The following is a 22,726-nucleotide window of genomic DNA, read 5'->3' on the forward strand; positions in this document are numbered from 1 at the left end:
GGAGACCGGTCAAGGCACGTCGACCACCCGCCGTCACCCGTTCACGCCGCGTTCAACCCCTCCGCCGATCGGGTGCCGACGTTCACCGCCGCACGCCGCGCGTTCACCTCGGGTTCGGCCCGTCGACCGGCGTGGTTCGCCGTCCAGGGGCCGCGACGTCGTAGAACCGGGGACCATGCGAACCGTTCCTGCTCCCCAGACACTCCGGGCGATCGCCGAGGAGGCCGCGCGCACCGTCGCGCCCGACCTGCTCGCGGTGTTCCGCGCCCCGATGACGATCAGCACGAAGCGCGATGCGCACGACGTGGTGACCCTCCACGACCGCGCCGCGGAAGAGGCGATCACGGCGGTGCTCACCTCGGCCGTGCCGGGCTCCGTCGTGCTCGGCGAAGAAGGCGGCACCACCGGCGACACCGGCACCACCGGCAGCACCGCGGACCCCGTGGTCCGGTGGATCGTGGACCCGATCGACGGCACCGCGAACTTCGCCCGCGGACTCGCGTACTGGTGCATCTCGATCGCGGCCGAGGTCGACGGCGAGGTCGTCGCCGGGGTGGTCTTCGATCCCGTCGCTGACCACCTCTTCGCGGCGGACGACGTCGGCGCCTGGCTCGACGGCGCCCCGATGCACTCGTCGTCGGGGCTCGACGACGCTGCGACGGTGCTGACGAGCTTCCCGGTGCAGAACGATCTCGACCTGCTCGGCGAGGCCGCCGCGTTCGACCTGTTGCGCGACCTGACGCTCCGGTACCGCCACCACCACAGCCTCGGCAGCGGCGCCCTCAACCTGGTGCACGTCGCCGCGGGGTGGTCGGACGTCACGATGGGCTTCGCCACGCACCCGTGGGACGTCGCCGCCGGAGCCCTGGTGCTCGAGCGGGCCGGCGGGTGGTTCCGGGGCTTCCGCCGGGGCGAGGTCGTCGGCCGCGCCCACCTGGCGGACGACTACGTCGCTTCCGGCGCCGGGGGATCGCACGCCGAGCTGGTGCGCCGCGTGCAGGAGCTGTCGGCGACGACCTCCGCCGACTGAGCCGCCGAGCGAGCCGCCGGGCTGCCCGCCGACCGATTCGACGCGGCCGTCGCGAGCGGTCAGCCGAGCGGGTGCCCGGCGACCGCCCGCGCGGTGGACCCACGCGGCAGCAGGCGTGTCGGGAGCACCTCGTGCCGGTCGCCGCGACGACCCCGGAGCCGCTCGACCACGAGCTCGACCGCCCGCGCGCCCATCCGGACGCGCGGCTGGTCGACACTCGTCAGGTCGAGCCGCTCGCCGAGACCGGTGCCGTCGAACCCGGTCACCGCCGCCATCCGGGGGAGCGCGAGCCCCGCGCCGTCGGCGATCGCCACGAGCCGCGCCGCGGTCGCGTCGTTCGTCGCGACGAACGCCGTCACCCCGTCACCCAGGTGCCGGGCGATCCGCGCCGGGTCCGCCGCCAGGGCCTCGACGTCGTCGACGCGGTGGTCGCCGGGCTCGCCGAGCTGCGCGGTGACCGCGGCGTGCGCGACGGCACGACGGGTCGTCGAGGGGTGGTCGGACTCCGCCACGAAGCACGTGCGCCGGTGCCCGAGTGCGGCGAGGTGGAGCACCAGCGCGCGCATGCCCGACTCCTCGTCTGCGCGCACGGTGTCGAGTCCGAGGCCGTCGAGCGCCGAACCGCTCGAGCCGAGGACCGCGACCGGCAGGTCGCGCGCGACCGCCGCGAGCCGTGCCGGGGCGAGCCGACTGCTCAGGACCGCGACCCCGAGGACACCGTCGGCCGATCCGCGGGAGGCGTGCAGGGCCTCCAGGCCGTCGGCCAACCGGGCAGGGTCACGGAACCCGTCCACGACCCGGAGCGCGAACCCCAGGGTCTGCGCGGTCGCGCGTGCGCTCCGGAGTGCTTCGTCGTGGAACGGGTTCGCGGCTTCGGTGACGAGTGCGCCCAGCACGAGCGGCGCGCCCTGCGCGCGTCGCCTGGCGAGCGAACCGACCGGGAGGCCCAGCTCGTCCGCCGTCCGCACCGCGAGTTCCCGACGTGGCCTGGACACACCGTCGTCGCCCCGCAGGGCGAGCGACACGAGCGATCGCGAGATGGCGCACCGCTCGGCGACGTCGCGGAGGGTCGCGGCCACGGTCAGGCGAGCTTCCAGGTGCGGACGTGCTCCCACGTCATCGTCTGCCACCAGCGACCGGACCAGTCCGGGCTCGCGGTCCGGTAGAGCACGACGGTGTCGCCGCGGAACCCGGTCGGCACGTCGACGTCGAGCTCGCGGATGAACGCACCGACCTCGTCGTGCAGGTCCGGCCGGCCGTACAGGTCGTGCGAGGCGAGGGAGAGGTGCGCGCGGTACTGCTCCGGGTCGTAGTCGTTCGCCAACGGGACCTGCATCGGCTGCCGGAACGGCGCGACCACGGCCTCGATGTCGGCGGCGAGCCGGACGAAGTCGTCGTTGTGCGAGCCGTCCGGTCGGGTCGCGACGTCGTAGACGAACCCGATGCCCTGTTCACGGACGCCGGCGTTGTGGACGTCGAACGCCGGTCGGCCGTCGAGCAGTGCCGTGACGGCCGCGACGACCTGGTCCTCGTGACTGCCGAACGGCTGGCTGCCGACGAGCGTGGCGTGCGGCGGGAAGGCGCCGGCCGACAGCAGGCCGTACTGCGCGCGGAGCTGGTCGGTGACGACCGTGACGGCCCGGCAGGTGCGGGCGTCCGGGCGCAGGTAGATGCCGTGGCGGTACGGGTCGCTCGGGTCGCGCGGCAGCTTGGCGGTGACGTTCTGGGGCATGGGTCCGTCCGGGGTTGGTCAATGGGGAACGTTCCCGATCGTCGGGAACGTTCCCCATGATCGACCGGACGGGCTCGGATCTCACCCGTCGGTCCGTGACGGAACGGTGAACGATGGGTGTCGGCGGCGCGGGGCCGGCCGTTCTCGTCGGTGCGCTCCGCCCGGCGCTCAGACCCGGGCGGCGGTCCGGCCCGGTACCAGGGTGCCGTCGACCGCGTTGTGGGTGACGCCCGTCGAGCGGCCGTCGATCTGGTCGACCACGTCGTCGACGGACAGACGGCCGATCAGGCCGAGCGGCTGTCGCCAAGACGTGATGCCGAGCAGCTCGGTGGCGAGCGGGGCGACCCCGTCGTAGCCCGTGACCGACAGGTCGTCCGGTGCACGGAGGCCGCGGCGGCGCATCGACTCGAGCACACCGACGGCCCAGCGGTCGCTCGGTGCCATGATCGCCGTGACGCCACCGGCCCGCAGGACCTGCTCGAGGAACGAGTCGAGGTCCTCGGGGTCTGCTCCGTGGTCCTCGGAGCGGATCCGGAGCACCTCGGCGCCGCGCGCACGGAGTCGACGCACCATCGCGTCGGTGCGTGCCGACTGCGTCAGGGATCCGGACGGTGTGACGGTCAGCACGGCGACGCGACGGTGTCCGAGATCGGCGACGTGGTCGGCGAGCCCGCGTCCGCCGCCGCGCTCGTCGCAGTACGCGCTGCTCACCGCATCGTTCGTCTCGGGGCGCCCGGAGACCACGGTCGGGATCCGGCGGGCGAACGGCAGGACGTCGGCGATCGGCAGGGCGCCGCTGCAGACGATGAGCCCCTCGACGCGCAGGGAGACCAGGGTCTCGAGCGCCCGGCGTTCCTCGCTGACCGGGAACGACCCCGCACCCGTGGCGGTGACGACGCGGTACCCGCGGGCCGCGGCCTGCAGCTGGAACGCGGTCAGCAGGTGCCCGTAGAAGGGGGTGGAGGCGTCGCGGACGAACACCCCGAGCGTGTGCGTGCGGTGTGCCGACATGCCGCGGGCGTTCGCGTTCGCGACGTAGCCGAGGTCGAGCGCCGCCCGCTTGACCCGCTCGGTCGTCGACGGAGCCACGCCGTACGCGCCGGCGAGGGCGCGGGAGACGACCGACTTCGACACACCGGCCAGGGCGGCGACGTCGTGGATGGTCGGGACGGCGGGGTGTCCGGTCACCGCGGGCGCCGTTGTCTGGAGGACTGCACGAGTGTCACGGTAGCCGGAGGGACGCCCGGACCGGGCGACGGTCGTGGTGAACAGTTGGTCACGCCGACCGCCCGACGCGGCGCGCGGGCGGTCGGCGTCGGGCTAGCGGTGCCGCACCGTCAGTCGGTACCCCTTGGTCGTGGTGCCGTCCTGGGCCGTCACGGTGATGTGCGCGGTCCGCCCGGACACGTGCACGCTCGTGACCGCGTTCGGGTTCGTGGTGTGCACGTGGACGTCGGCGACGCGCAGTGTCCGGACCGGGGCCGTCACCGTCGCGCCCCGCGACGACGCTGCGGCGGCCACACGGACGCGGACACCTGCGACCGTGATCGAGGACACGGTGGGGTCGTTCGACACGAGGAAACGCTCGCGCAGGGCGGCGGCCTCGTGCTTGGTCACGCCGATCGTGTCGGTGAGGTACGAGCCCATGCCGCCGTACTCGGTGGCGATGTCCTGCTCGAAGGTGCCCTGCAGCAGCTGCGGTGTCGCCCAGGTCACCCCGAGCTGGGTGTTCGAGAGCAGGTAGTCGTGCAGGATGTCCGCGCTGTCCACGCCGAGCACCCGGTCGAGCAGGTCCACGACGGTGCCGGTGCGGTCCATGCCGTGGGAGCAGTGGATCAGGACCGTGCCGCTGGTGTGCGTGGCGAGGATCCGGAGGACCCGGCGGTACGCGGTGATCATCGACCCGGGTGTCGCCTGGTCGACCCGTCCCTTGTCGACCAGGTCGTGGTACATCGCGGTGTCGTCGCTGTAGTCGCCGTCCGCGCCGAACATCGAGATGTCGACGTGTCGTGCGCCGGGGACCGCGACGTCCGGCTTCGCGGCGATCTGGGACGGCGTGCGCAGGTCGACGACGAGGTCGACGTGGTACTCGTCGGCCAGGGTCGCGGCCCCGGCCGCGGTGATCTTGTCGAGCGACTCGGAACGGATCAGCCGCGGGGCGTTCACGGTCTGACCTGACCGGCCGTGGGCAGCGGCGAGCTCACGGCCGTTGACCAGCCCGGGGACGTCGGCGATCGGGTGGTCGGCGGCGGTGAACGTCGGCTGCAGGGTGTCGTCAGCATGAGCAGCGGGGACGGAGAACGCAGCGGAGGCGACGACGGCCAGGCCGGCGAGGGCGGTCGCGGCGACGCGGGTGGTGCGCGGGGAGTGGATGCGTGGGGAGCGGGTGAGTGCGGAGCGGCGGAGCGGGGACACGGGACAACCTCGATCTGATCAGGACCCGGGGGTCGTGGGGAGCCGGACGTGGTGGCGTCCGGCTCCCCGCAGGATCGCGGCGCGGGTCGTCGGCGGTGTGGCGGCGAGGTGGCCGGGGCGTGTCCGGGTCATGAGGCAGCGCTCAGTCGCCCACCCAGCGGCTCGCGCCTCAGGACGCCGGGGCCAGCCGGTACCGGAACAGCTCGGTCAGTACCTGTCGGACGGGCGTGTAGAGCAGCACTGTCGAGCGCGTTCTGCCCGTCGGGCCCGTCGTGCTCGTCGTCGGACTGCCCGAGATGATCCCGTACAACCGGTTCGTGGCGCTGATCACCGGTCCACCGGCGTCACCCGGCTCGATGCCGGCGCCGACACCGGCCTCGGCGCGCGCGGCGGCGAGGTGCCGCGCGCCGGGACGGCTTGCTGCCGACAGACGTGTTGCCGCCCAGGAACACAGCAGCCCGCTCGACGCCCCGCTGGTGCAGAAGGGATCGGCATCCGGTTGGCCGATGCCGGTCACGGCGGGACGTGCCCGGACCCCGCCGACCCGGTTGAACACGCGACCCGATGCCCGAGGCGTCCAGGTCGCGACGGACGGGTCGCACGACCCGGTCGCCGCCCGGGCCCGGGTGCACGCCAGGGGCGGGACGACGGCGAGTTCGAGGTCCGACTCCGCGGACTGCCAGACCACGTGGCCGACGGTCGCGCCGGCGAGCTGCACGGGTGCCTGCAGCGGCGCGCAGTGCTTCGCGAGCACGACCCACCGGGTCGCCCGTTGGTACTGCTTGCGCTGGCTCCGGAACCCTTTGGCGGCCAGCACGGCACCGACCGTGCAGGTGCCGCCGGGGACCCCGACCTCGGTGCCGGCGATGATCGGCGCTGCGACCCGGTCGGGGTCGCTCGTGGTGGCCGAGGCCGACGGAGCCCAGGTGAGGGTGGCCCCGGCGACGGCCGCCAGGGACACGGCGACGGCCAGGGTGCGGACGAGCGCCGGTTGCGCGTGGCGGGTCACGGGTCAGCCGAGCGTGCGGGTGCCGTTGACGCGTCCGATCACCGACAGGGTGTCCGGGTCGCCGAGACGGGCGTGCCAGTGCAGCGTCGTGGTGCCGCGCGGCAGGTCCGGGAACGCGGCGGTGAAGCGGTAGTGGCCGCTGGCGCTGACGACGTCGTCCCCCGAGGTGACCTCGGCGATGTGCTTGTTGAACAGGCCGCGCGGCTTGCCCGGTGCGTCGTAGTAGACGATGACCAGGGCGCCGGGCTTCCCGGTCCCGGCGAAGGTGATGCCGGTGAAGCTCTTCCGGTCGGGCCCGCCGTGGGTCTTCGCGGTGAACGCCACGGCCGCAGCCCGGGTCGAGGTGTGTGTGGCGTGCGCCGTGTGGGAGATCGTGGCAGCTCCGGCCTGCGCGGGGACCAGGACGCCTGCGGCGAGCGCACCGCCGAGGGTGACGCACGTCGCGAGCACGGTCAGTCGGCGGACCGACGGGGAGCGGTGGGTGGACGGGGTCGAACGCATGGGGACTCCTCTGGTTCGTGGGGGTGCGGGCCTGGGTGGCCCGGTGTGCGTGAACGCTAACAACGCGCAAGACGATCGTCTAGCGAAATCCTGAAGCTGAGGAGATCAGAGGCATTGCGCCCGGCGTGACCGCTGCCGACTCCTGGCCAGACGTTCGTATGATGAACCAAGACCCGACCGAGGAGTGCGATGAACCAGCGGCAGCAGGCGAAGACCCGGACCCGCGAGCAGATCATCGAGGCTGCGGCGGCGGTGTTCGCGAGCCACGGCTACGCGGGGACCTCGTTCGCACGGGTCGCCGCCGCGATGGACCGCCCGAAGTCGGCGATCGGCTACCACGTGTTCTCGTCCAAGCACGAACTCGCCTTCGCGGTCATCGAGCGGCAGCAGGCTCGCTGGGCGGCGATCGACTCGCTGATCCGGCAGCCCGAGGGGCTCGAGCACCTGCTCGTCATGCTGACGTCCGCCTGTTCCGACGCCATACGGTGCCCGGTGGCTGCCGGGGCGATCCGCCTGAGTCACGAACTCCGCGGTGCGGGGGAAGTGATTCCACGGGTCTTCACGTGGGACGACTACGTCCGTCGGCACCTGTCGGCTTCGAGCGGTGGCACCGGACCGGCCACCGACCCCGAGTGGGCACGTGCGGCGGACCTCGTGCTGACGTCGACCTTCGGGGTGATGTGGGCCCGGACGAGCGCCCGGCTGACGCGGGACACCGAGGGGCAGCTCCGGGATCTGTGGGCGGCGCTGTTCACCGGGCTCGGTCTGCCGGGTGTGCACGCGCTGCTCGAGCAGGTGGAGCCCGTGCGCGTGGGCGGGCACCCGGCCGAGGGTGAGAGCTGACCCCGGCGGGCGTGGCATCCCTGCCGTCCCGCCGGGGTGCCTGCCCTACTTCTTCTGCTCGGAGCCGTCCGGGTTCACGACGTACCAGACGCCCTTGTCGCCCTGACCCGTCACGTCACCGGCCTTCTTGTCCCCGATGAAGGTGTAGATCGGTCGGCCGTCGATCGTGATCTGCCGTCCACCGTCCACGCCCGTGATGGTGCCGACCTTGCCGGTGATGCCGGACACCTTGGGTGTCGCCGTCGTCGCCTCGATCGCGGGCCACGCGGTCGCGCAGCCGCCGGTGCAGGTGCTCTTCCCGGAGTCCTTGACGTCGGCGTCGAAGTAGTAGGCGGTCATGCCCTTGCCGTCGACGACGACCTTGCCGAGTGTCGTCGCGGCGATGGTCACGTCGACCGACGGTGACGAGTCGGTCGTCGCGGGAGCGTCGCCCTGCGCGGCCGGGGACGGGGACGGAGAGGGTGCTGCGGATCCGGACGTGGAACAGCCGGCGAGGCCGAGGGTCAGGAGCAGCGCGGCCCCGAGTGCGATGGACGCGGGTCGGGATGACGGGGTGCGATGGGGTGTCGACACGGGGGCTCCTCGAGGTCAGGTCTCGCCGCTGACTGCTGGCCAGACGTTCGTCTAGCGAACGTATCCGCAGGACGGGCCGGGAGCCAGCACCCTGCGCGCCCTCTCATCGTGCCGGCCGTGGATCGGTGGTCAGCGCTCGGTGTGCTCGACGAGGTGAACGCCCTCGACGCGGCCGAGGACGGCCAGCGACGCGGGGTCGATCAGCCGGGCGCTCCAGGAGGCCCGGTCGGCTCCACGGGGCAGCTCGGGCAGCGCCGCCGTGAAGGCGAACCGGCCGGTCGAGCCGACGGCGCTGCTGCCCGGCTCGATCTCCGCGACGCGCTCGTTCCCGGAGTCGTCCCCGGGGCTGCCGTAGTGGACGACGACGACGGCACCGGGGGTGCCCAGTCCGGCGAACCGCACCCTGACGACTCCGCTGGTGCCGACCGTCCGTGGTGGGCGGATCGCGAACCGGTGCGCGCCACTCGTCACGGGCGGTACCCCGAGTGCGGCGCCGAGTGTGCCGGATGCGCCGAGGCCGATCGTCTCGGGACCCGGCGTGGTCGCCGACGGCGCGGGCAGGGCGATGGCGACGGCGAGCGCGGCGATCCCCACGGCGAGGACGATCGGAGACGCCGGGACCCGATCGGTGCTCCGCGGCATGGTCGGCCCCTTCGTGGACGGTGTGCGGCGGCTGCCGCCACCGCACACGCTACCGGTTCGCCAGACGATCGTCTGCGCTGGTCGAGGTGCCGACGCGGACACCGGTCCATGGGGAGCGGTACTGTTCCCCTTCGTGAGTGTTCGTCGCCGTGCTTCCCGTGTCGTCTCCATCGGGGTGGTCGCAGCCCTGGCAGCGTCGTTGACCGGGTGTGGCGAGGGAGCCGGCGTCGACAGCGACTACGCGAAGATCTGCCGCGACAACGCGACCGAGAAGCGGTTGCCGGACGACGACTGCAACAACCACGGCGGGCACGCCGGCTGGTACTTCCTGCCGCTCTTCGCCAACCGTGCCACGAGGGTCCCCGGCGTGGGGGACGCGGTCTCCGGCGGCACGAGCGCCCTGCCCGCCGGGAAGACCGCGAAGGCCGGCGTCTCGTCCCGTGGGAGCTCCGTCACCAAGGGCGGCTTCGGCGGAGCCGGCGGTCACGGTGGGTTCGGCGGCTGATGGAGCGCATCGAGTTCCCCGAGCGTCCGGACTGGCGGCGCCGGATCCAGCAGACCGGGTTGATCTACTCGCGGTCCGTCCGCGACGACGGCACGCCCGTCGAGTACTGGAACGACACCGCCGCGTACGTCTTCACGCTGCCGGAGGTCGAGGCGCTCGAGCGGCAGACCGAGGAACTGCACCGGATGTGCCTCGAAGCCGCCCGGTACCTCGCCACCGGCGCCCTCGGCACGCTGGGCCTGACGCGAGCCGGGTTCGACCTCGCCTCGTGGTCGCTCGAGCACGATGAGCCCGACCTGTACGCGCGGTTCGACCTGGCGTACGCCGGAGACGGTTCACCCGCCAAGATGCTCGAGTACAACGGGGACACCCCGACCGGGTTGATCGAGGCATCGGTCACGCAGTGGCACTGGATGCAGGACCGGCTCACCACCGGCGAACTGTCCGCCGAGACCGACCAGTGGAACGGCATCCACGAGGCGATGGTGGCGCGCTGGCGGACACTGCTGCACGAATCCCTGCGTGCCGAGGACGGTGGCCGACTGTTCGTGGCGCACTCCGACCTCGACACTGCGGGCGAGGACTGGGACACCGTGGCCTACATGCGCGACCTGGCGGGGGAGGCCGGGTGGGAGCACACCGGCATCGAGATGAAGGACATCGGCTGGCACCCGACGGCCCGCCAGTTCGTCGGCGACCAGGAGCCGGCCGGTTCGTCGCGGAGCGTGTTCACGCTGCCCGGGGACGAGCCGGGGACCCAGTACCCGGTGATCCGCAACCTCTTCAAGCTGTACCCGTGGGAGGACCTCGTCTCCGGGGACGACCGGGCGCAGGGCGACGAGGAGTTCGGCGCCTTCCTGGTCAGCGACCGCGGGCGGCTCGGCCGCTGGTACGAGCCGGCGTGGAAGATGTTCCTGTCGAACAAGCTGCTGCTCGTCGCGCTCTGGCGATTGTTCCCTGGCCACCCGAACCTGCTGCCGGCCTTCGCGGACGGTCCGAACGGCATGCGCGACTTCGTCGTGAAGCCCGTGTTCGGGCGCGAGGGCGACGGCATCGCGGTGCACCGAGCCGACGGTTCGGTCACGACGAACGGTCGCGAGTACCGGCGCCCCGGCACCGGGGCCGAACGGGTGTGGCAGCAGTACCACGAGCTCCCGGACTTCCCGGGGTCGAACGGACACAACCACCCGGTGCTCGGGTCGTGGGTCGTGGGCGGCGAGTCCTTCGGAGTCGGCATCCGCGAGTCCGACGGGCCGATCACGGACTACTGGTGCCGGTTCGCCCCGAACATCATCGCGGCCTGACGTCGGTCAGTTGACGATCTCGCCGCGTTCCTCGGGCGGGAGCGCGACGAGCCGTTCCCGCCACTGGCGCAACGCCTCCGGGGTGAGCCGTGTCCACCCGGTCTCCTCGCCGACCACACGGAGCGCGAGGGCACTGCGGTACGACCGGGTCGGGTTGCCGGGGAACTTCTTGTCGGTCACGTTCGGGTCGTCCTCGAACGGACCGGTCGGCTCGACGCGGTACACACGCGGCTCACGGTCGCCGGGCACGAGCTCGGCCGCGAGTTCGGCCGCGAGCCCGGCTCCGTCGCGGGTCGCCGTGAAGTACACGTGGTTCATCACGACGTCGGGGCGGTAGTTCGAGCGGAAGCCGGGGGAGAGGAACTCCCCGGGCCGCAGGGCTGCCACTGTGCCGTGCCAGAACGGACCGGTCTCGTCTGCTGCTGCCATGGCGTCAGCCTACGAACGGCTCAGCGCCCGCGTCCGACCAGCGCGCGCCACCGCGGTTGTTCCGAGACGACGACGGCGACGCACAGGGCGGTGACGACGATCGCGACCGCCGTCGGCCACAGGACCCAGGCTGCAGCGACCGCCCCGACGAGGTGCGCGAGGACCGACGCGATGGTGACCGCTCCCGGTGCCGCGACCGGCGGGTCACCGCCGGGGCGGTCGCCCGGGGTCCCGAACACCGCCGGCGGCACGACGAGGACCAGGACGGCGGCGATCGCGAGCACCGGCGAGTGGGGCCAGAGCGCCCAGGGAACGGCCACCCACGCGACGAGCTCCGCCAGGAACCGCAGGCCGCCACGGAGCGGGTCGTGACCGACGGGCCTCGACGGACGCGCCGCCGTGGACACGGTCACCGTGTCGTCGCGGCACGGAAGCCGCGATCCAGGAAGTCGACCATCCACGCGGCACTCGCGTCGACGTCCGTGTCCATCTGGAACCCGCCGGACGCCTCGATCGTGGCGAAACCGTGCAGGACGCTGCGGAGCACCCGGAGCGCGTGGACCTCGTCGGCCGGGTCGAGCGGGTAGTCGCGGAGCGCCGCGGCGAAGGACGCCAGGGTGCGGCCGAGTGCGACCGCCAGGGGGTCATCGGCACCGGTCGGCCGGACGCCGACGGCTGCCTGGTACCGCGCCGGGTGTTCCCGGACGCTCCGGCGCACGGTCTGCACCGCCGCCTCGAGCGCACTCCGACCGCTGCGGCCCTGCATGGCGTCGCGGAGTGCGTCACCGAGCTCGTTCGCACCGAGGATCGCGATCCTGCGCGTGAGGTCGCCGAGTCCGTCGACGTGCTTGTACAGCGACGGTGCCTTCACCCCGAGGCGGTCGGCGACGACGCTCATGCTCAGCTGGGCCAGGCCGATCTCGTCGGCCAGCGTCGCGGCGGCCTCGGTGACGGTCGCCGGGTCGAGCCCCGCCCTAGGCAACGGGACCTGCGACGGGCAGCGTGCGGGCGAGGAACGGCAGCAGCAGGGCGAGGAGCGCCGCCGGCGTCTCGGTGTGGGGGTAGTGACCGGCGCCGTCGATCACGGCGAGTTCGCCGAGGCCGTCCGGCAGGTCGGCGAGGATCCGCTCGCCCTCGGCGCGGGGCACGGCCCAGTCCGGATCGGCGCTGCCCTCGACGACCAGCACGGGGCACCGGACGGCACCCAGCTGCTCGCCGGCGTCGGCGGGCGACGTGCGGGTCATGGCGCGGAGGACCGCCATCCGCTCCGGTCGCCGCAGGGTCGTCTCGATGCGGTTGCGCTCCGTCGCCCAGTCGGCGGGCTTGGCGGGGACCGCGATGTCGAGGTACGCGAGCCAGCCGGGCAGGCTGCCGCTCGTCATGACCCGCGCGAGCTGGACGGTGCCGGCGCGGTGTCGGCGGTTGCGCAGGAGTCCGCCCAGGTCGACGGACTGCTTGCGAGTGAACGGCGCCAGTTCGACGATGCCCGCGACCAGGTCCGGTGCGGTGGCTGCGGCGATGGTCGCCGCGCCCCCGCTGATGGACTGCCCGACGACCACGGCCGGGCCACCGAGGTGGCGGGCCACGGCGACGAGGTCACGTGCGATGTCGGTGCGCTGGTAGCCGTCCCACCCGGTGCTCGAGTCGCCGCAGCCGCGGAGGTCGACGTTCGCCACCCGGTAGCCGGCCGCGACGAGCTCCGGTACGACGAAACGGTAGGCGTGCCGGCTGTCGCCCATGCCGTGGGCGAGGACCACGAGCGGGCCTGTTCCGGAGAGGTCGTAGGCGATCGTGTCGCCCTCGGTGTCCAGGTGTTCGAGCATGACGTGGCTCCTTCGGCTACGGGTAGTAACTCAGAGGCTAATACCCGTAGCCAAAGTTGGCAAGGGGCAGTCGTCACGCATCCAGGTCGAGCGTCGTCGACAGCTCGGGGAACGCCTGCGCCTGGTCGACGAGCTGCTGTCCCTTCTGCACGATCCCCGCCACGCTGTCCGCGCCGGCGGCGAACCGCAGCGGCGGCTCGGGCATCGCGATCAGCGTCAGCAGCACCTGCGCGAGCTTCGCGGGGTCGCCGGACTGGTTGCCCCGCATGCCGCGGAAGAACTCCTTCGACCCGGCCGAGAGCGGGGCGTAGTCGTCGATCGCGACGTCGCCCCAGAAGGTCGAGTCGCCCTCGGCCAGCAGGTCGGTGCGGAAGAAGCCGGGCTCGATCACGGTGGTGTGGATGCCGAAGGGCGCCACCTCGTCGTGCAGGGCCTCCATCCAGCCCTCGAGCGCGAACTTCGACGCCGAGTAGGCGCTCCCACCGGCGCCGGCGACGATGCCAGCGGTGGAGCTGATGCTGATGACGTGCCCGGAGCGCTGCCGTCGCATGACCGGGAGCACGGCACGCGTCACCGCGAGCGCCCCGAAGAAGTTCGTCTCCATCTGCGCGCGGAACTGCTCGGCCGAGATCTCCTCGAAGTACCCGGCCTGGAAGCTCCCGGCGTTGTTCACCAGGACGTCGACGCCGCCGAAGCGGTCGGTCGCGGCGTCGACTGCGGCTCGGACCGACTCGGGGTCGGTCACGTCGAGCGCGACGGTGAGCAGGCGCTCGTGGTCGCCGAGGACGGCGCGGACCCGCTCGGGGTCGCGTCCGCTCGCCACGACCCGGTGCCCGGCGTCGAGGGCGGCTCGGGCGAAGTCGGTGCCCATCCCGCGGCTCGTGCCGGTGATGAGGAAGGTGCTGGTTCCGGTCATGGTGTTTCCTTCGTTCGTGGACACCACCATCGAAGCCCCACCACCACCCGCCCAGTGAGGCTCCGGCGAAACGGGGTCCAGCCGAACCTCCCTGTCCGCCGGACCATGCCCCTACCGTCGGTCCGTGACCACGACGACCTCCGACCTCCCCACGACCGACCGGGCCAGCGACGGCCGACTGCCCTGGTTCCCGCTCGCCCTGCTCGCCGCGATCGGGTTCCTCCTCGTCGCCATGGAGACGATGCCGGCCGGGCTGCTGCCCGCGATCGCCGACGGGATGGGCACGAGCGAGGGCACGGTCGGCCTGTTCGTCAGCGCGTACGCGATGGGCACGGTCATCGCCACGGTCCCGGCGATCGCCCTGACCCGCGGGTTCCGTCGCAAGCCGCTCATCGTCGCCGCCATCGCCGCGCTGCTCGTCGCGAACACCCTGACCGCGTTCGCGCCGAACGTCGCGGTCGCACTGGTCACCCGGTTCGTCGCCGGCGCGATGTCGGGGACGATCTGGGGCATGTTCGCCACCTACGCCCGGCGGATCAGCCCGGCCCGCTCCGCCGGGGTGTCGCTCGCGATCGTCGCGACGGGCGCGCCGGTGGGGTTCGCGCTGGGCACCCCGCTCGGGTCCTTCATCGGCAACGCCCTGGGCTGGCGGTCGTCGTTCATCGGGCTGAGCCTGGTCGGCGTGGTGGTCCTGGCACTGATCGCGCTGTTCGTGCCGGACGCCCCGGGGCAGACGAGCGCCGCGAAGCTGTCCGTCGTGCGGGTGTTCCGGATCCGCGGCATCGCGGTCATCCTCGCCGTGATCGCGACGTGGATGGTGGCGCACAACACGATCTACACGTACATCTCGCCGTACCTGCGGGCGACCGGCACCGACCTGAGCGCCGGGCTGGTGCTGCTCGTCTACGGGATCGCCGCGATCCTCGGCGTCGTCGTGACCGGTGGCCTGCTCGACCGGCACCCCCGACCCCTGCTGCACGGCAGCGTCGGCCTGTTCGTCCTGGCCGGCGTGGTGCTGCTCGTCGGCCACACGTCGCCGGTCGCGGTCCTGGTGGCCGCGGGCCTGTGGGGCATCGGCTTCGGCGGTTCCTCCACGCAGCTGCAGGCGGCCCTGACGACCGCCGGCGGCGAGGACGCCGACGTCGCGAGCGCGTTCCTGCCGGTCGCGTTCAACATCGCGATCTTCGCGGCCGGCCTGTTCGGCGCCGCCCTGCTGACTGCCTTCGACGGGCTGGTGCTCGCCGTGGTGATGATCGTGTTCGGGGCGGCCGCGGCGCTCCTCACCGTCATCGGTCGCGGATCGGCGTTCCCGGCGAAGCTCTGACGCGATCGACGACGACGACCGACGACCGCGACCGCGACGGCGACCGCGACCGCGAAAGCGACCGCGGAAGCGACCGGCGGCTGCGATCATGTCCGGGTGCAGCACGACGAGGACCACCCCCGCCCGGACGTCACGACCGTCGAGATCATCGGCGGCCCGGAACCGGTCACGGTGACCCTGCACCCCGCCGACAGCGCGTGGGCTGCGGTCTTCGCCGACCACCGTCGACGCATCCTGGAGGCCCTCCCCGGCTCCGGCACGGACGCTCCGGTCGTCGAGCACATCGGCTCCACGGCCGTCCCCGGCCTGGCAGCGAAGCCCATCGTCGACATCGTGGTCGTCGTCGCCGACATCACCGCCGAGGCCACGTACCTCGACCAGCTCCTCGCCGCCGGGTACGAGCTGCGTGTCCGCGAGCCGGGTCACCGCCTGGTCCGGACGCCCGCCCGCGACGTCCACGTGCACGTCTACGAGCGGGGCGCGACGGCGGTCGACGAGTACCTGCTCCTCCGGGACCACCTGCGCGCCGACGCCGACGACCGGGCACTGTACGAACGGACCAAGCGGGAGCTGCTCGACCGGAGCTGGGACGACATGAACGCCTACGCCGAGGCGAAGACGGCCGTCATCAGCGCGATCAAGGAGCGGGCACGACGGAGCCGCGCGTCCTGAGACGCGCGGCTCCTTCGGCCGAGCCTCAGCTCGTCGGGACGACGTCCCAGTGCTCGCGGATCAGGTTGTCGTCGACCCGGAACAGGTCGGCCGCGCCGAACGGTGCGTCGGCCTTCGCCCCGACCGGCTTCGAGAACGTCCACACCAGGTCGCCGTCGGCGAGCGAGATGACGGACTCCTGCTTCGGCAGGCTCTGCGCGGCGCTGCCGGCGAAGAACTGCTTGAGCGCGGCCGTGCCGTTCGCGGCGACCGAATTGTGCTGCAGGTACGCCGGGTCGAACTTCTCGTCGAGGACGGACACGTCGTGGTCGCGGAACAGCCGGTCGTACGCGGTCACGGCGAGCACCCGGTTGTGCTCCTCCTGTCGCTCGGTCAGGTGGCGGTCACGCTTCGCGGCCGGGTACAGGTCGCTGAACATGCTGTTCGTGTTGCCGCTGGCCGGCGTGCCCGTCGGGACCGTCTGACGGAGTGCCCACCACTCGCTGATGCGCCCGTTGCGCATGCGGAACAGGTCGACGGCAGCGTCACCGGTGCGTTCGTCCTTCGGCTTCGCGGTGATCTGCCAGTGCACGGCCACCAGGTCCGCGTCACCGGCGATGTGCTTGATCACGGCGTGGGCGCCGGGCACCCGGGAGCGGTCGGCGGTGAACTCGGCGAGCAACGCGGACGGACCCGAGGCGCTCGTCGCACCGTGCGCGACGGCACCGGTCGCGACGGCGGTCCGTGCAGCCGCACGGGCCTTCGCGGACGCCGGGGACCGGAACGCGCACCGGAACAGGTGCCGGACCGTGGCCTCGTTGCGCTGCTCGGCGCGACGGTCGAGCCGCGAGACCGCCGTGCCGCCCGAGGTCGTCCGCGCCGCACGGTCCACCGTGTGGCGCGCGGAGGTCGCCGTGGTGACGGAGGTGGAGGTGGAGGTGTGGAGGGGTGCCGCCACGGCCGGACCGGCCACGAGCGATACGGCGATGGCGACCGGAGCTGCCACCGCACACGCCTTGGCGATGATGGGGAGAAGTGATGTCGTCTGCACGGCAGAACGATGGAACCGGACCCTGGAAGCCCACGCGCGCCCTGGAGCCGCCACGCGCTGCGACCGTGACCGGCTTCTCAGTCGCGGTGCGCGCCTCCAGGGTGGCCTGTGGGCACGCTGCCAGGGTGACCCGTTCCCGCTGGTGATCGACGGTCCGGACCTGTGGGACGGCTCACGTCGCCGCTCAGGCGATCGCAAGCCCGGCGAGCAGGTCCTGCACCCGTGCGCGCACGTCGTCGCGGATCGGCCGGACGGCGTCCAGGTCGAGCCCCGCGGGGTCGGTGAGCTCCCAGTCCTCGTAGCGCTTGCCCGGGAACACCGGGCAGGCGTCCCCGCACCCCATCGTGATGACGACGTCGGCGGCGCGGACGGCATCGGTGCTGAGCAGCGCGGGCTGCTCGGTCCGGATGTCGATGCCCTCCTCGAGCATCGCCGCGACGACCACGGGGTTGAGCTGGTCGGCCGGTTCGGAGCCGGCACTCCGGACGTCGACGCGGCCACCCGCCAGGTGCTGCAGGAAGCCGGCGGCCATCTGGGAGCGGCCGGCGTTGTGGACGCAGACGAACAGGACGGTGGGCATGCGGAGTGCTCCGATCAGAGGACGACGGCGCCGAGCAGGCCGGCTCCGATGACGACGGCCCACGGGGGAGCGGACCAGCGGGTGAGGGCGGTGAAGGCGGCCACGGCGAGCGCCAGTGCGGGTGCCGAGCGGACCCCCTCGCTGATGACCGGGTCCCAGAGCGCCGCGGCGAGGAGCCCGACGACGCCCGCGTTCACGCCGGCCAGCACGCGTCGGGCCCACGGCAGGGCACGGAGCACGTGCCAGAACGGTAGGGCGCCGATGACGAGGAGTGCCGCCGGCAGGAAGATCGCGACGAGTGCCACCGCAGCGCCGACGAGCCCGCTCGGACTGCCGTCGGCGACGGCGCCGAGGTAGGCGGCGAAGGTGAAGAGCGGCCCGGGCACGGCCTGTGCGGCGCCGTACCCGGCCAGGAAGTCCGCGTGGCCCACCAGGTGCGTGGCCACGGTCTGTGACTCGAGCAACGGCAGGACGACGTGGCCGCCGCCGAAGACGAGCGAGCCCGCCTGCGCGAAGACCCCGAACAGGCGGACTGCCCCGGTGCCGCTCGCGGCGACGGGTGCCGCGACGAGCAGGGCGGCGAACGCGACGAGCGCCGACACGGCGACCCAGCGGGGGAGGCGCACGGCGATCTGGGAGCCGGCGTCCTCGGTGTCTCCGACATCCTCGACCGAGTCGACCACCCGACCGAGCCACAGCACGCCGACCACACCGCACACCGCGATGACCGCGACCTGCGCCGCCGGGCCGGGGACGAGCAGCACCACGACCGCGGCGGCGGCCGCGATGGTCGCCCGACGGCGGTCCGGTGTGAGCGAGCGCGCCATGCCGAGCACCGCCTGCGCCACCACCGCGGCTGCGGCGGCCTGCAGCCCGAGCAGCCACCCGGCGCCGGCCAGGTCGGGCGTGCCGGAGACCAGCAGGGCGAACGCGACGAGCAGCACCGCGGACGGCAGGGTGAACCCGCACCACGCCGCGAGGAGCCCGGGCAGTCCGGCGCGCTGCAGCCCGAGTGCCATCCCGACCTGGCTCGACGCCGGTCCGGGCAGGAACTGGCACAGCGCGACGAGGTCGGCGTAGGCGTCGTCCCGCAGCCAGCGGCGACGCACCACGAAGGCTTCACGGAAGTACCCGAGGTGCGCGACCGGCCCGCCGAACGAGGTCAGCCCGAGCCGCAGGAACACCAGGAACACCGATCCCGCGGACGACCGCAGGGGCTCGGGGCTCGTCGTCACCCGCTCATCTTGACGACGGCAGATGGTTCAGTCAACATTGAACCGATGAACACCCGGCGGCAGGACCTCGAGCGGCGTGCGGCGCAGCACGCGGCACTCGGCGACGTCGCCCGCCTGGCGATCGTCGACCTGCTCGCCGCGTCTGACGCCAGCCCGAGCGAGGTGCGGTCTGCCCTCGGGATCTCCGGCCCGCTCCTGGCGCACCACCTGCGCGTCCTCGAGCAGGCCGGTCTGGTCACGCGACGCCGCTCCGACGGCGACGGGCGCCGCAGCTACCTGCACCTCGAACCGAGCGGTGTCCCGCACGGTTCGGCGGCGGTGCCCGGCCCGGTGTCCCGCGTGCTGTTCGTCTGCACCGGCAACTCCGCGCGCTCCCCGCTGGCCGCGGGCGTCTGGGCGCAGGTCAGCGAGATCGGCTCGCTGTCGGGCGGGACGCGTCCCGCGGCCGCCATCGCCCCCGGGGCGGTCGCCGTCGGGGAACGCCACGGCCTGGACCTCGGCCGCCACGTCCCGCGTGCCTTCCGCGACCTCGTCGCCGACGGTGACCTGGTCGTCACGGTCTGCGACCGCGCGCACGAGTCGATCGACGACGGCGACAGTCTGCACTGGTCGCTGCCGAACCCCTCCCGCGTCGGCACGCCGGACGCGTACGAGGCCACCTACGCGGACCTCCGGTCCCGCGCCACCGCGCTCGCTGCGCGCCTCGCCGCCTGACGCGGCCCCACGAACGGAACGCCCCGATGAGATCCCCCCTCCTCATCGGGGCGTTCTCCTTGCTCGACCGCCTGCGGACTGGAGGCGCGGGACGGGCCCGCACCGTGCCTCCCGTCCGTCCCGTGGTGCGCCCAGGGCGGCGCGCGCTCGCGGGGGAGCCGTCACTCAGGGACGGCAGCTGCCGGCGACCAGCCGGAGGACCTGATCCGTGTGCCGTTCCGCCGTCGCGAGCCGCGCGTGCTCGATGGCGGCGGCGGTGTGCGGCCGCAGCAGGGTCCGGTCCGAGGCGAGTTCGATGATCGTCGTGGCGAGCCCGAACGCGGTCTCGTCGTCGGTCAGGACAGCGGCGGAGCCGAACTCGCTCGCCAGGCGGATGTCGGACACGATGACCGGACGGTGGTCCCGGAACGCCTCGAGTGCGGTCATCGGTTGGCCGTCGTGCTCGAGCGAGCAGACCACCGCCGCGTGCCCGCACAGCAGCAGGTCGTGGACGGCCTGCGACGACAGGCGGCCGTGGACACGGACCGACACCGGCGTGCGGGTCGGGGGGACGGTCCCGCCGGCGACGTCGACCCGAACGGCGTGTGCGCCGAGTCGGATCTCCACCAGCCGGATCGCGTTGAGGAGGACGTCGAGGCGCTTGTCCGGGGTGAACCGGGACGCCCAGACGAGCCGGAGTGGGCCGAGTTCCGGCGCCGGCGGCGGTTCGACCGGTCGGCGGCCGAGGGCGTTGGGCACGACGTGGACCGGGCCGACGCCGGCCTCGCGCAGGACGCGGGCCTGCCGCGTCGTCGGGGTGACGACGACGTCGGCCGCCCCGGAGACGGCCACTGCCATGTTGCGGCGCGCGTCGTCCATGGGATGCCCCGTGAAGCGGTGCCGTGTGGGCCGGATCCCGGTCACCACGCGGTGCGCGTGCCGTGCGAGGGGTGCCATCGCCGCCGCGGTCCAGCCCCGGACCGGCGCCGAACCGTGCACGGTGTGGATCGTCGGCAGCTCGAGGGAGCGCGCCGTCGTCAGCGCTGCCGCGGCGAGGCCGAAGTCCGAGTGGGTGACGACGAGGTCGATCCGTTCCTCGACCATCAGCGTGCCGAGGCACCTGCGGACACGGACCGAGTTGCGGACCACGGGTAGGTCGCTCTCCGGGGCGCTGATCGACGGCTCGACCTCGAACAGGCGGACGCCGTGCTTCCGCAGGTCCGCGGTCTCGCTCGAGCGCGGAGTCGCCACCCAGACGACGTGACCGGACTCCGCGAAGGCCTTCGCCTGCTCGACCAGCGCGGCGCGTTCACCCCGCATTGCCGACAGGGGGAAGTCGCTCACGAGCAGGACGGTCGCCTTCGCCGCGGCCACGTCAGCGGCCGGTCTCGAGCTCGGTGGTCTGGCGGGGGCTGCGCATGCGGTCTCTCACGGTTCGGGAGCGGAACGGGGTGCTGGGAACCGTAGGCGTTCAGAAGACGATCGTCTAGTGAGCCGCTGTGCTGCTGAGCAGGCCTTCACGACTCCCCGGGCGGACGCCCAGCCGGGCGCGGTCCCAGCTCGCCTACCGTGGAGCCACCAGACGATCGTCTGGCGAAGCTGACGGCACACGCCGAGGAACGAGACGACATGTCCATCTCCATGCCCTCTCGGGCGCACCACGTCTCCGCGCTGCTGTCCGGCGTCGCGCTCGTCCTGGGCTCGGTCCTGGTGGCGGCTCCGGCGCCGGCCTCCGCAGACGCCGCACCGGCGGCTGCCGCCCTGCCCACAGTGACCACGCCCTCCACCTCGACCACCGCGACGGCCCCGTCCACCCCGTCGCAGCACTGGAACTACTCGTTCACCTACCCCCTGGGGCACGCGAGCCCCACGGACATCTGGAACCGGCTCCACACCTGCTTCTCGTGCGGGATCCCGATCACCGGCGCCCCGACCGCGTTCCCGAAGGTGGGTGACGTGGTGCCGTTCACCCTGAACCGGTTCGGGGACGACAGCTTCCGGGTGAGCACGTTGTACGACTACTCGGATCCGACGGTGCGACCGGGCGTGAACTCCGGCCTGATCTTGACCGCGACCGATCAGAACATCGGCGGGGCCGGATCGGTGCTGAACATCGACTTCACGGTCCGAGCCACCGACGGGCAGACGATCATGACCGTCAGTGCGAACGTCGAGAACGACTTCGGGTCATCCGGTCGGCGACAGGCCTACGCCCAGTGGGAGCACGACCAGTGGGCCCGCGTCGCGGACCGGCTGCAGCACGGCTGAGCGGCTACGGGCTGATCCGGGACCCGCCGGTTCCTGTCCGGTTCCGGCGGATCCTGTACACGTCTGAGCCGTGGTCGTCGTACAGTCTCCGGAAGCTACCCCGCCGGACCCTACCGGCGGGTGCCCGACCCCCCGTTCCCGGGCTGGCCTCGTCATGACCACCGCGTCGAACCCGACGGCGTCGTAGCGCGAGGACGTCTGCTCCTGACCCGAACTCGTGGCAGACGTCCTCGCACCTTCCCGCTATCGTCGAGGAACTGCCGGTCCCCGATCTCGGGGCGAGCAGCGGCCAGGGGACCACGGGGGACACCATGCAGCACCAGCGCGCCATCACCGCACTCACGACGCTCACCGCGACGATCGCCCTGGCGGTGACGCTCAGCGGGTGCACGGTGTCGACGTCGTCGTCACGGACCGTCACACCGGACGCCTTCGAACGCGTCGTCGTCGACGCGTTGGCGGACGTCTCGGACGCGACGCCCGAGGTCGACTGCGGTGCGGACGACATCGCGATCGAGGACGGCGCCGAGGTGCACTGCGACGTGAACACGGCGGGCTACGACGTGGTCTACGACTCGGTGTCCACGATCAGCACCGACGGCGGCGACGACTACCACGTGGACGTGGAAGTGGCCGACCAGCCCAAGGACTGATCGGCCACTGCGCGGTGTCCGACGACTAGCGGTCGGACGCCTCGACGACGCAGCTCTCGACCTGCTCGGCGGCCTTCGAGTCGTCGGCGAACGGCGTCGGCGCGTCCGAGGTGGTGGTCGTCTCGTCGGCGACGGCCTGCTTGGCGACGTCGTTCACGGCGTAGAGCGGACCGTCGAAGTCGTCGGCCGTGGGGTCGGCGGTGGTCGCCCAGATGGTGACCTCGTCGTCGTTCGAGTCGTTGCTGTCCGCGGGGACGATCGCGGCACCGAGGTACCAGCCGCCGTCCCCCTTCTGGATGTTCGCGAACTCGGTGGTGTCGTGCGACCCGACCGCCTTGTCGATCATGTCGACGGCGGCGCTGGCGGCCACGTCGCACTGGGCCGACTGGGACTTCTCCTCGGAGCCGGGGACCTTGCCGACGGGGTTGATGTTCTGGGCTCCGCCGGGGTCGCAGGCGGTGAGCAGGAGGGCTACGGTGGCGGCGCCGAACAGCGCCGTGACGGTCTTCGCTCGCGTGGACATGGCCCTGAACGTAGGCCAGCCCCGGT

General features: G+C 72.7%; 27 protein-coding genes. 9 read left to right on the forward strand and 18 right to left on the reverse strand.

What is annotated here, in order from left to right; translation table 11 throughout:
* Positions 1-175: 175 nt before the first annotated feature.
* Entirely contained in the window at positions 176-1,030 is an 855-nt protein-coding gene (locus DEJ29_RS08010; RefSeq protein ID WP_111095184.1) for an inositol monophosphatase family protein, read from the forward strand.
* 59 nt (positions 1,031-1,089) lie between these two features.
* Here the strand turns inward: DEJ29_RS08010 and DEJ29_RS08015 are convergent, their stop codons facing one another.
* The 6 genes from DEJ29_RS08015 to DEJ29_RS08040 form a co-directional block, all read right to left on the reverse strand.
* Positions 1,090-2,109 (reverse strand): LacI family DNA-binding transcriptional regulator, encoded by a 1,020-nt coding sequence (locus DEJ29_RS08015; RefSeq protein ID WP_181438209.1) that lies wholly within the window; start codon positions 2,107-2,109, stop codon positions 1,090-1,092.
* A gap of 2 nt (positions 2,110-2,111) precedes the next feature.
* Positions 2,112-2,762 carry a 2'-5' RNA ligase family protein gene (locus DEJ29_RS08020; RefSeq protein ID WP_111095183.1) on the reverse strand — a complete coding sequence of 217 codons (651 nt, stop codon included), beginning with the start codon at positions 2,760-2,762 and terminating at the stop codon, positions 2,112-2,114.
* A gap of 168 nt (positions 2,763-2,930) precedes the next feature.
* Positions 2,931-3,950 (reverse strand): LacI family DNA-binding transcriptional regulator, encoded by a 1,020-nt coding sequence (locus tag DEJ29_RS08025; RefSeq protein ID WP_111095182.1) that lies wholly within the window; start codon positions 3,948-3,950, stop codon positions 2,931-2,933.
* A 132-nt stretch (positions 3,951-4,082) separates the two neighbouring features.
* Positions 4,083-5,177, reverse strand: coding sequence for a tyrosine-protein phosphatase (locus DEJ29_RS08030; RefSeq protein ID WP_258375956.1), 1,095 nt, complete (start codon positions 5,175-5,177; stop codon positions 4,083-4,085).
* 169 nt (positions 5,178-5,346) lie between these two features.
* Positions 5,347-6,186 (reverse strand): trypsin-like serine protease, encoded by an 840-nt coding sequence (locus DEJ29_RS08035; RefSeq protein WP_111095181.1) that lies wholly within the window; start codon positions 6,184-6,186, stop codon positions 5,347-5,349.
* Between the two features lie 3 nt (positions 6,187-6,189).
* Positions 6,190-6,687, reverse strand: coding sequence for a hypothetical protein (locus tag DEJ29_RS08040; RefSeq protein WP_111095180.1), 498 nt, complete (start codon positions 6,685-6,687; stop codon positions 6,190-6,192).
* A 189-nt stretch (positions 6,688-6,876) separates the two neighbouring features.
* On the opposite strand from DEJ29_RS08040, the gene DEJ29_RS08045 reads away from it, so the two are divergent.
* Positions 6,877-7,530 (forward strand): TetR family transcriptional regulator, encoded by a 654-nt coding sequence (locus tag DEJ29_RS08045; protein WP_110863915.1) that lies wholly within the window; start codon positions 6,877-6,879, stop codon positions 7,528-7,530.
* 45 nt (positions 7,531-7,575) lie between these two features.
* Here the strand turns inward: DEJ29_RS08045 and DEJ29_RS08050 are convergent, their stop codons facing one another.
* A complete protein-coding gene (locus DEJ29_RS08050; protein ID WP_111095179.1) occupies positions 7,576-8,103 on the reverse strand; it encodes a COG4315 family predicted lipoprotein in 528 nt (175 codons plus the stop codon).
* A 129-nt stretch (positions 8,104-8,232) separates the two neighbouring features.
* Positions 8,233-8,745, reverse strand: a complete 513-nt coding sequence (locus tag DEJ29_RS08055) for a hypothetical protein (RefSeq protein ID WP_111095178.1) — start codon at positions 8,743-8,745, stop codon at positions 8,233-8,235.
* A 133-nt stretch (positions 8,746-8,878) separates the two neighbouring features.
* Here DEJ29_RS08055 and DEJ29_RS08060 point away from each other — a divergent pair, with 133 nt between their 5' ends.
* Positions 8,879-9,250, forward strand: a complete 372-nt coding sequence (locus DEJ29_RS08060; RefSeq protein ID WP_152377983.1) for a tRNA-dihydrouridine synthase — start codon at positions 8,879-8,881, stop codon at positions 9,248-9,250.
* Positions 9,250-10,554: a glutathionylspermidine synthase family protein gene (locus DEJ29_RS08065; protein ID WP_111030207.1), complete on the forward strand. Its 1,305-nt coding sequence runs from the start codon at positions 9,250-9,252 to the stop codon at positions 10,552-10,554. The genes DEJ29_RS08060 and DEJ29_RS08065 overlap by 1 nt, the downstream gene beginning before the upstream one ends.
* Positions 10,555-10,560: 6 nt before the next feature.
* Here DEJ29_RS08065 and arr read toward each other — a convergent pair whose 3' ends face one another.
* From arr to DEJ29_RS08090, 5 genes are all read right to left on the reverse strand, one after another.
* Positions 10,561-10,983: an NAD(+)--rifampin ADP-ribosyltransferase gene (arr, locus tag DEJ29_RS08070; RefSeq protein ID WP_111095177.1), complete on the reverse strand. Its 423-nt coding sequence runs from the start codon at positions 10,981-10,983 to the stop codon at positions 10,561-10,563.
* Between the two features lie 20 nt (positions 10,984-11,003).
* Positions 11,004-11,396, reverse strand: coding sequence for a hypothetical protein (locus DEJ29_RS08075; RefSeq protein WP_084741034.1), 393 nt, complete (start codon positions 11,394-11,396; stop codon positions 11,004-11,006).
* Positions 11,393-11,965 carry a TetR/AcrR family transcriptional regulator gene (locus DEJ29_RS08080; protein WP_111095176.1) on the reverse strand — a complete coding sequence of 191 codons (573 nt, stop codon included), beginning with the start codon at positions 11,963-11,965 and terminating at the stop codon, positions 11,393-11,395. The genes DEJ29_RS08075 and DEJ29_RS08080 overlap by 4 nt, the downstream gene beginning before the upstream one ends.
* Positions 11,958-12,806 (reverse strand): alpha/beta fold hydrolase, encoded by an 849-nt coding sequence (locus tag DEJ29_RS08085; protein WP_111095175.1) that lies wholly within the window; start codon positions 12,804-12,806, stop codon positions 11,958-11,960. Before DEJ29_RS08085 ends, DEJ29_RS08080 begins: the two co-directional genes overlap by 8 nt.
* A gap of 73 nt (positions 12,807-12,879) precedes the next feature.
* Entirely contained in the window at positions 12,880-13,722 is an 843-nt protein-coding gene (locus tag DEJ29_RS08090) for an SDR family oxidoreductase (protein ID WP_111095174.1), read from the reverse strand.
* Positions 13,723-13,846: 124 nt separating this feature from the next.
* On the opposite strand from DEJ29_RS08090, the gene DEJ29_RS08095 reads away from it, so the two are divergent.
* Together DEJ29_RS08095 and DEJ29_RS08100 are read left to right on the forward strand one after the other, a co-directional pair.
* Positions 13,847-15,046 (forward strand): MFS transporter, encoded by a 1,200-nt coding sequence (locus DEJ29_RS08095; RefSeq protein ID WP_258375955.1) that lies wholly within the window; start codon positions 13,847-13,849, stop codon positions 15,044-15,046.
* Between the two features lie 96 nt (positions 15,047-15,142).
* The gene (locus DEJ29_RS08100; RefSeq protein ID WP_111095173.1) at positions 15,143-15,718 is read left to right on the forward strand and encodes a GrpB family protein; all 576 of its coding nucleotides are present in this window, start codon (positions 15,143-15,145) and stop codon (positions 15,716-15,718) included.
* Positions 15,719-15,743: 25 nt separating this feature from the next.
* Here the strand turns inward: DEJ29_RS08100 and DEJ29_RS08105 are convergent, their stop codons facing one another.
* The 3 genes from DEJ29_RS08105 to chrA form a co-directional block, all read right to left on the reverse strand.
* Positions 15,744-16,703: a nuclear transport factor 2 family protein gene (locus tag DEJ29_RS08105; protein ID WP_111095172.1), complete on the reverse strand. Its 960-nt coding sequence runs from the start codon at positions 16,701-16,703 to the stop codon at positions 15,744-15,746.
* A gap of 229 nt (positions 16,704-16,932) precedes the next feature.
* Positions 16,933-17,328, reverse strand: coding sequence for an arsenate reductase ArsC (locus DEJ29_RS08110; protein ID WP_111095171.1), 396 nt, complete (start codon positions 17,326-17,328; stop codon positions 16,933-16,935).
* Positions 17,329-17,342: 14 nt separating this feature from the next.
* A complete protein-coding gene (chrA, locus tag DEJ29_RS08115) occupies positions 17,343-18,563 on the reverse strand; it encodes a chromate efflux transporter (protein WP_111095170.1) in 1,221 nt (406 codons plus the stop codon).
* Positions 18,564-18,608: 45 nt separating this feature from the next.
* On the opposite strand from chrA, the gene DEJ29_RS08120 reads away from it, so the two are divergent.
* Positions 18,609-19,277, forward strand: coding sequence for an arsenate reductase/protein-tyrosine-phosphatase family protein (locus tag DEJ29_RS08120; protein ID WP_111095169.1), 669 nt, complete (start codon positions 18,609-18,611; stop codon positions 19,275-19,277).
* Between the two features lie 165 nt (positions 19,278-19,442).
* On the opposite strand, the gene DEJ29_RS08125 is transcribed toward DEJ29_RS08120, so the two are convergent.
* A complete protein-coding gene (locus tag DEJ29_RS08125; RefSeq protein WP_146248351.1) occupies positions 19,443-20,600 on the reverse strand; it encodes a glycosyltransferase family 4 protein in 1,158 nt (385 codons plus the stop codon).
* Positions 20,601-20,885: 285 nt separating this feature from the next.
* Between DEJ29_RS08125 and DEJ29_RS08130 the strand changes: the two genes are divergently transcribed.
* Both DEJ29_RS08130 and DEJ29_RS08135 read left to right on the forward strand, forming a co-directional pair.
* Entirely contained in the window at positions 20,886-21,524 is a 639-nt protein-coding gene (locus tag DEJ29_RS08130; protein WP_181438208.1) for a hypothetical protein, read from the forward strand.
* A gap of 311 nt (positions 21,525-21,835) precedes the next feature.
* Complete coding sequence (locus tag DEJ29_RS08135; RefSeq protein WP_110863898.1) at positions 21,836-22,177, forward strand: DUF4333 domain-containing protein; 342 nt, start codon at positions 21,836-21,838, stop codon at positions 22,175-22,177.
* Positions 22,178-22,202: 25 nt separating this feature from the next.
* On the opposite strand, the gene DEJ29_RS08140 is transcribed toward DEJ29_RS08135, so the two are convergent.
* On the reverse strand, positions 22,203-22,700 hold the full coding sequence (locus DEJ29_RS08140; RefSeq protein WP_110863897.1) for a hypothetical protein: 498 nt from the start codon (positions 22,698-22,700) through the stop codon (positions 22,203-22,205).
* Between the last annotated feature and the right edge of the window lie 26 nt (positions 22,701-22,726).

The organism is Curtobacterium sp. MCPF17_021 (genome assembly GCF_003234605.2).
In the GTDB taxonomy this organism is placed as follows: domain Bacteria; phylum Actinomycetota; class Actinomycetes; order Actinomycetales; family Microbacteriaceae; genus Curtobacterium; species Curtobacterium flaccumfaciens.

Excerpts from the sequence above, each read along its gene's own strand:
- DEJ29_RS08130 (WP_181438208.1), top strand. The coding sequence starts at position 20,886 with ATGTCCATCTCCATGCCCTCTCGGGCGCACCACGTCTCCGCGCTGCTG.
- DEJ29_RS08090 (WP_111095174.1), bottom strand. The coding sequence starts at position 13,722 with ATGACCGGAACCAGCACCTTCCTCATCACCGGCACGAGCCGCGGGATG.
- DEJ29_RS08085 (WP_111095175.1), bottom strand. The coding sequence starts at position 12,806 with ATGCTCGAACACCTGGACACCGAGGGCGACACGATCGCCTACGACCTC.
- DEJ29_RS08045 (WP_110863915.1), top strand. The coding sequence starts at position 6,877 with ATGAACCAGCGGCAGCAGGCGAAGACCCGGACCCGCGAGCAGATCATC.
- DEJ29_RS08010 (WP_111095184.1), top strand. The coding sequence starts at position 176 with ATGCGAACCGTTCCTGCTCCCCAGACACTCCGGGCGATCGCCGAGGAG.
- DEJ29_RS08135 (WP_110863898.1), top strand. The coding sequence starts at position 21,836 with ATGCAGCACCAGCGCGCCATCACCGCACTCACGACGCTCACCGCGACG.
- DEJ29_RS08110 (WP_111095171.1), bottom strand. The coding sequence starts at position 17,328 with ATGCCCACCGTCCTGTTCGTCTGCGTCCACAACGCCGGCCGCTCCCAG.
- DEJ29_RS08120 (WP_111095169.1), top strand. The coding sequence starts at position 18,609 with ATGAACACCCGGCGGCAGGACCTCGAGCGGCGTGCGGCGCAGCACGCG.
- DEJ29_RS08020 (WP_111095183.1), bottom strand. The coding sequence starts at position 2,762 with ATGCCCCAGAACGTCACCGCCAAGCTGCCGCGCGACCCGAGCGACCCG.
- DEJ29_RS08140 (WP_110863897.1), bottom strand. The coding sequence starts at position 22,700 with ATGTCCACGCGAGCGAAGACCGTCACGGCGCTGTTCGGCGCCGCCACC.
- DEJ29_RS08065 (WP_111030207.1), top strand. The coding sequence starts at position 9,250 with ATGGAGCGCATCGAGTTCCCCGAGCGTCCGGACTGGCGGCGCCGGATC.
- arr (WP_111095177.1), bottom strand. The coding sequence starts at position 10,983 with ATGGCAGCAGCAGACGAGACCGGTCCGTTCTGGCACGGCACAGTGGCA.
- DEJ29_RS08040 (WP_111095180.1), bottom strand. The coding sequence starts at position 6,687 with ATGCGTTCGACCCCGTCCACCCACCGCTCCCCGTCGGTCCGCCGACTG.
- DEJ29_RS08055 (WP_111095178.1), bottom strand. The coding sequence starts at position 8,745 with ATGCCGCGGAGCACCGATCGGGTCCCGGCGTCTCCGATCGTCCTCGCC.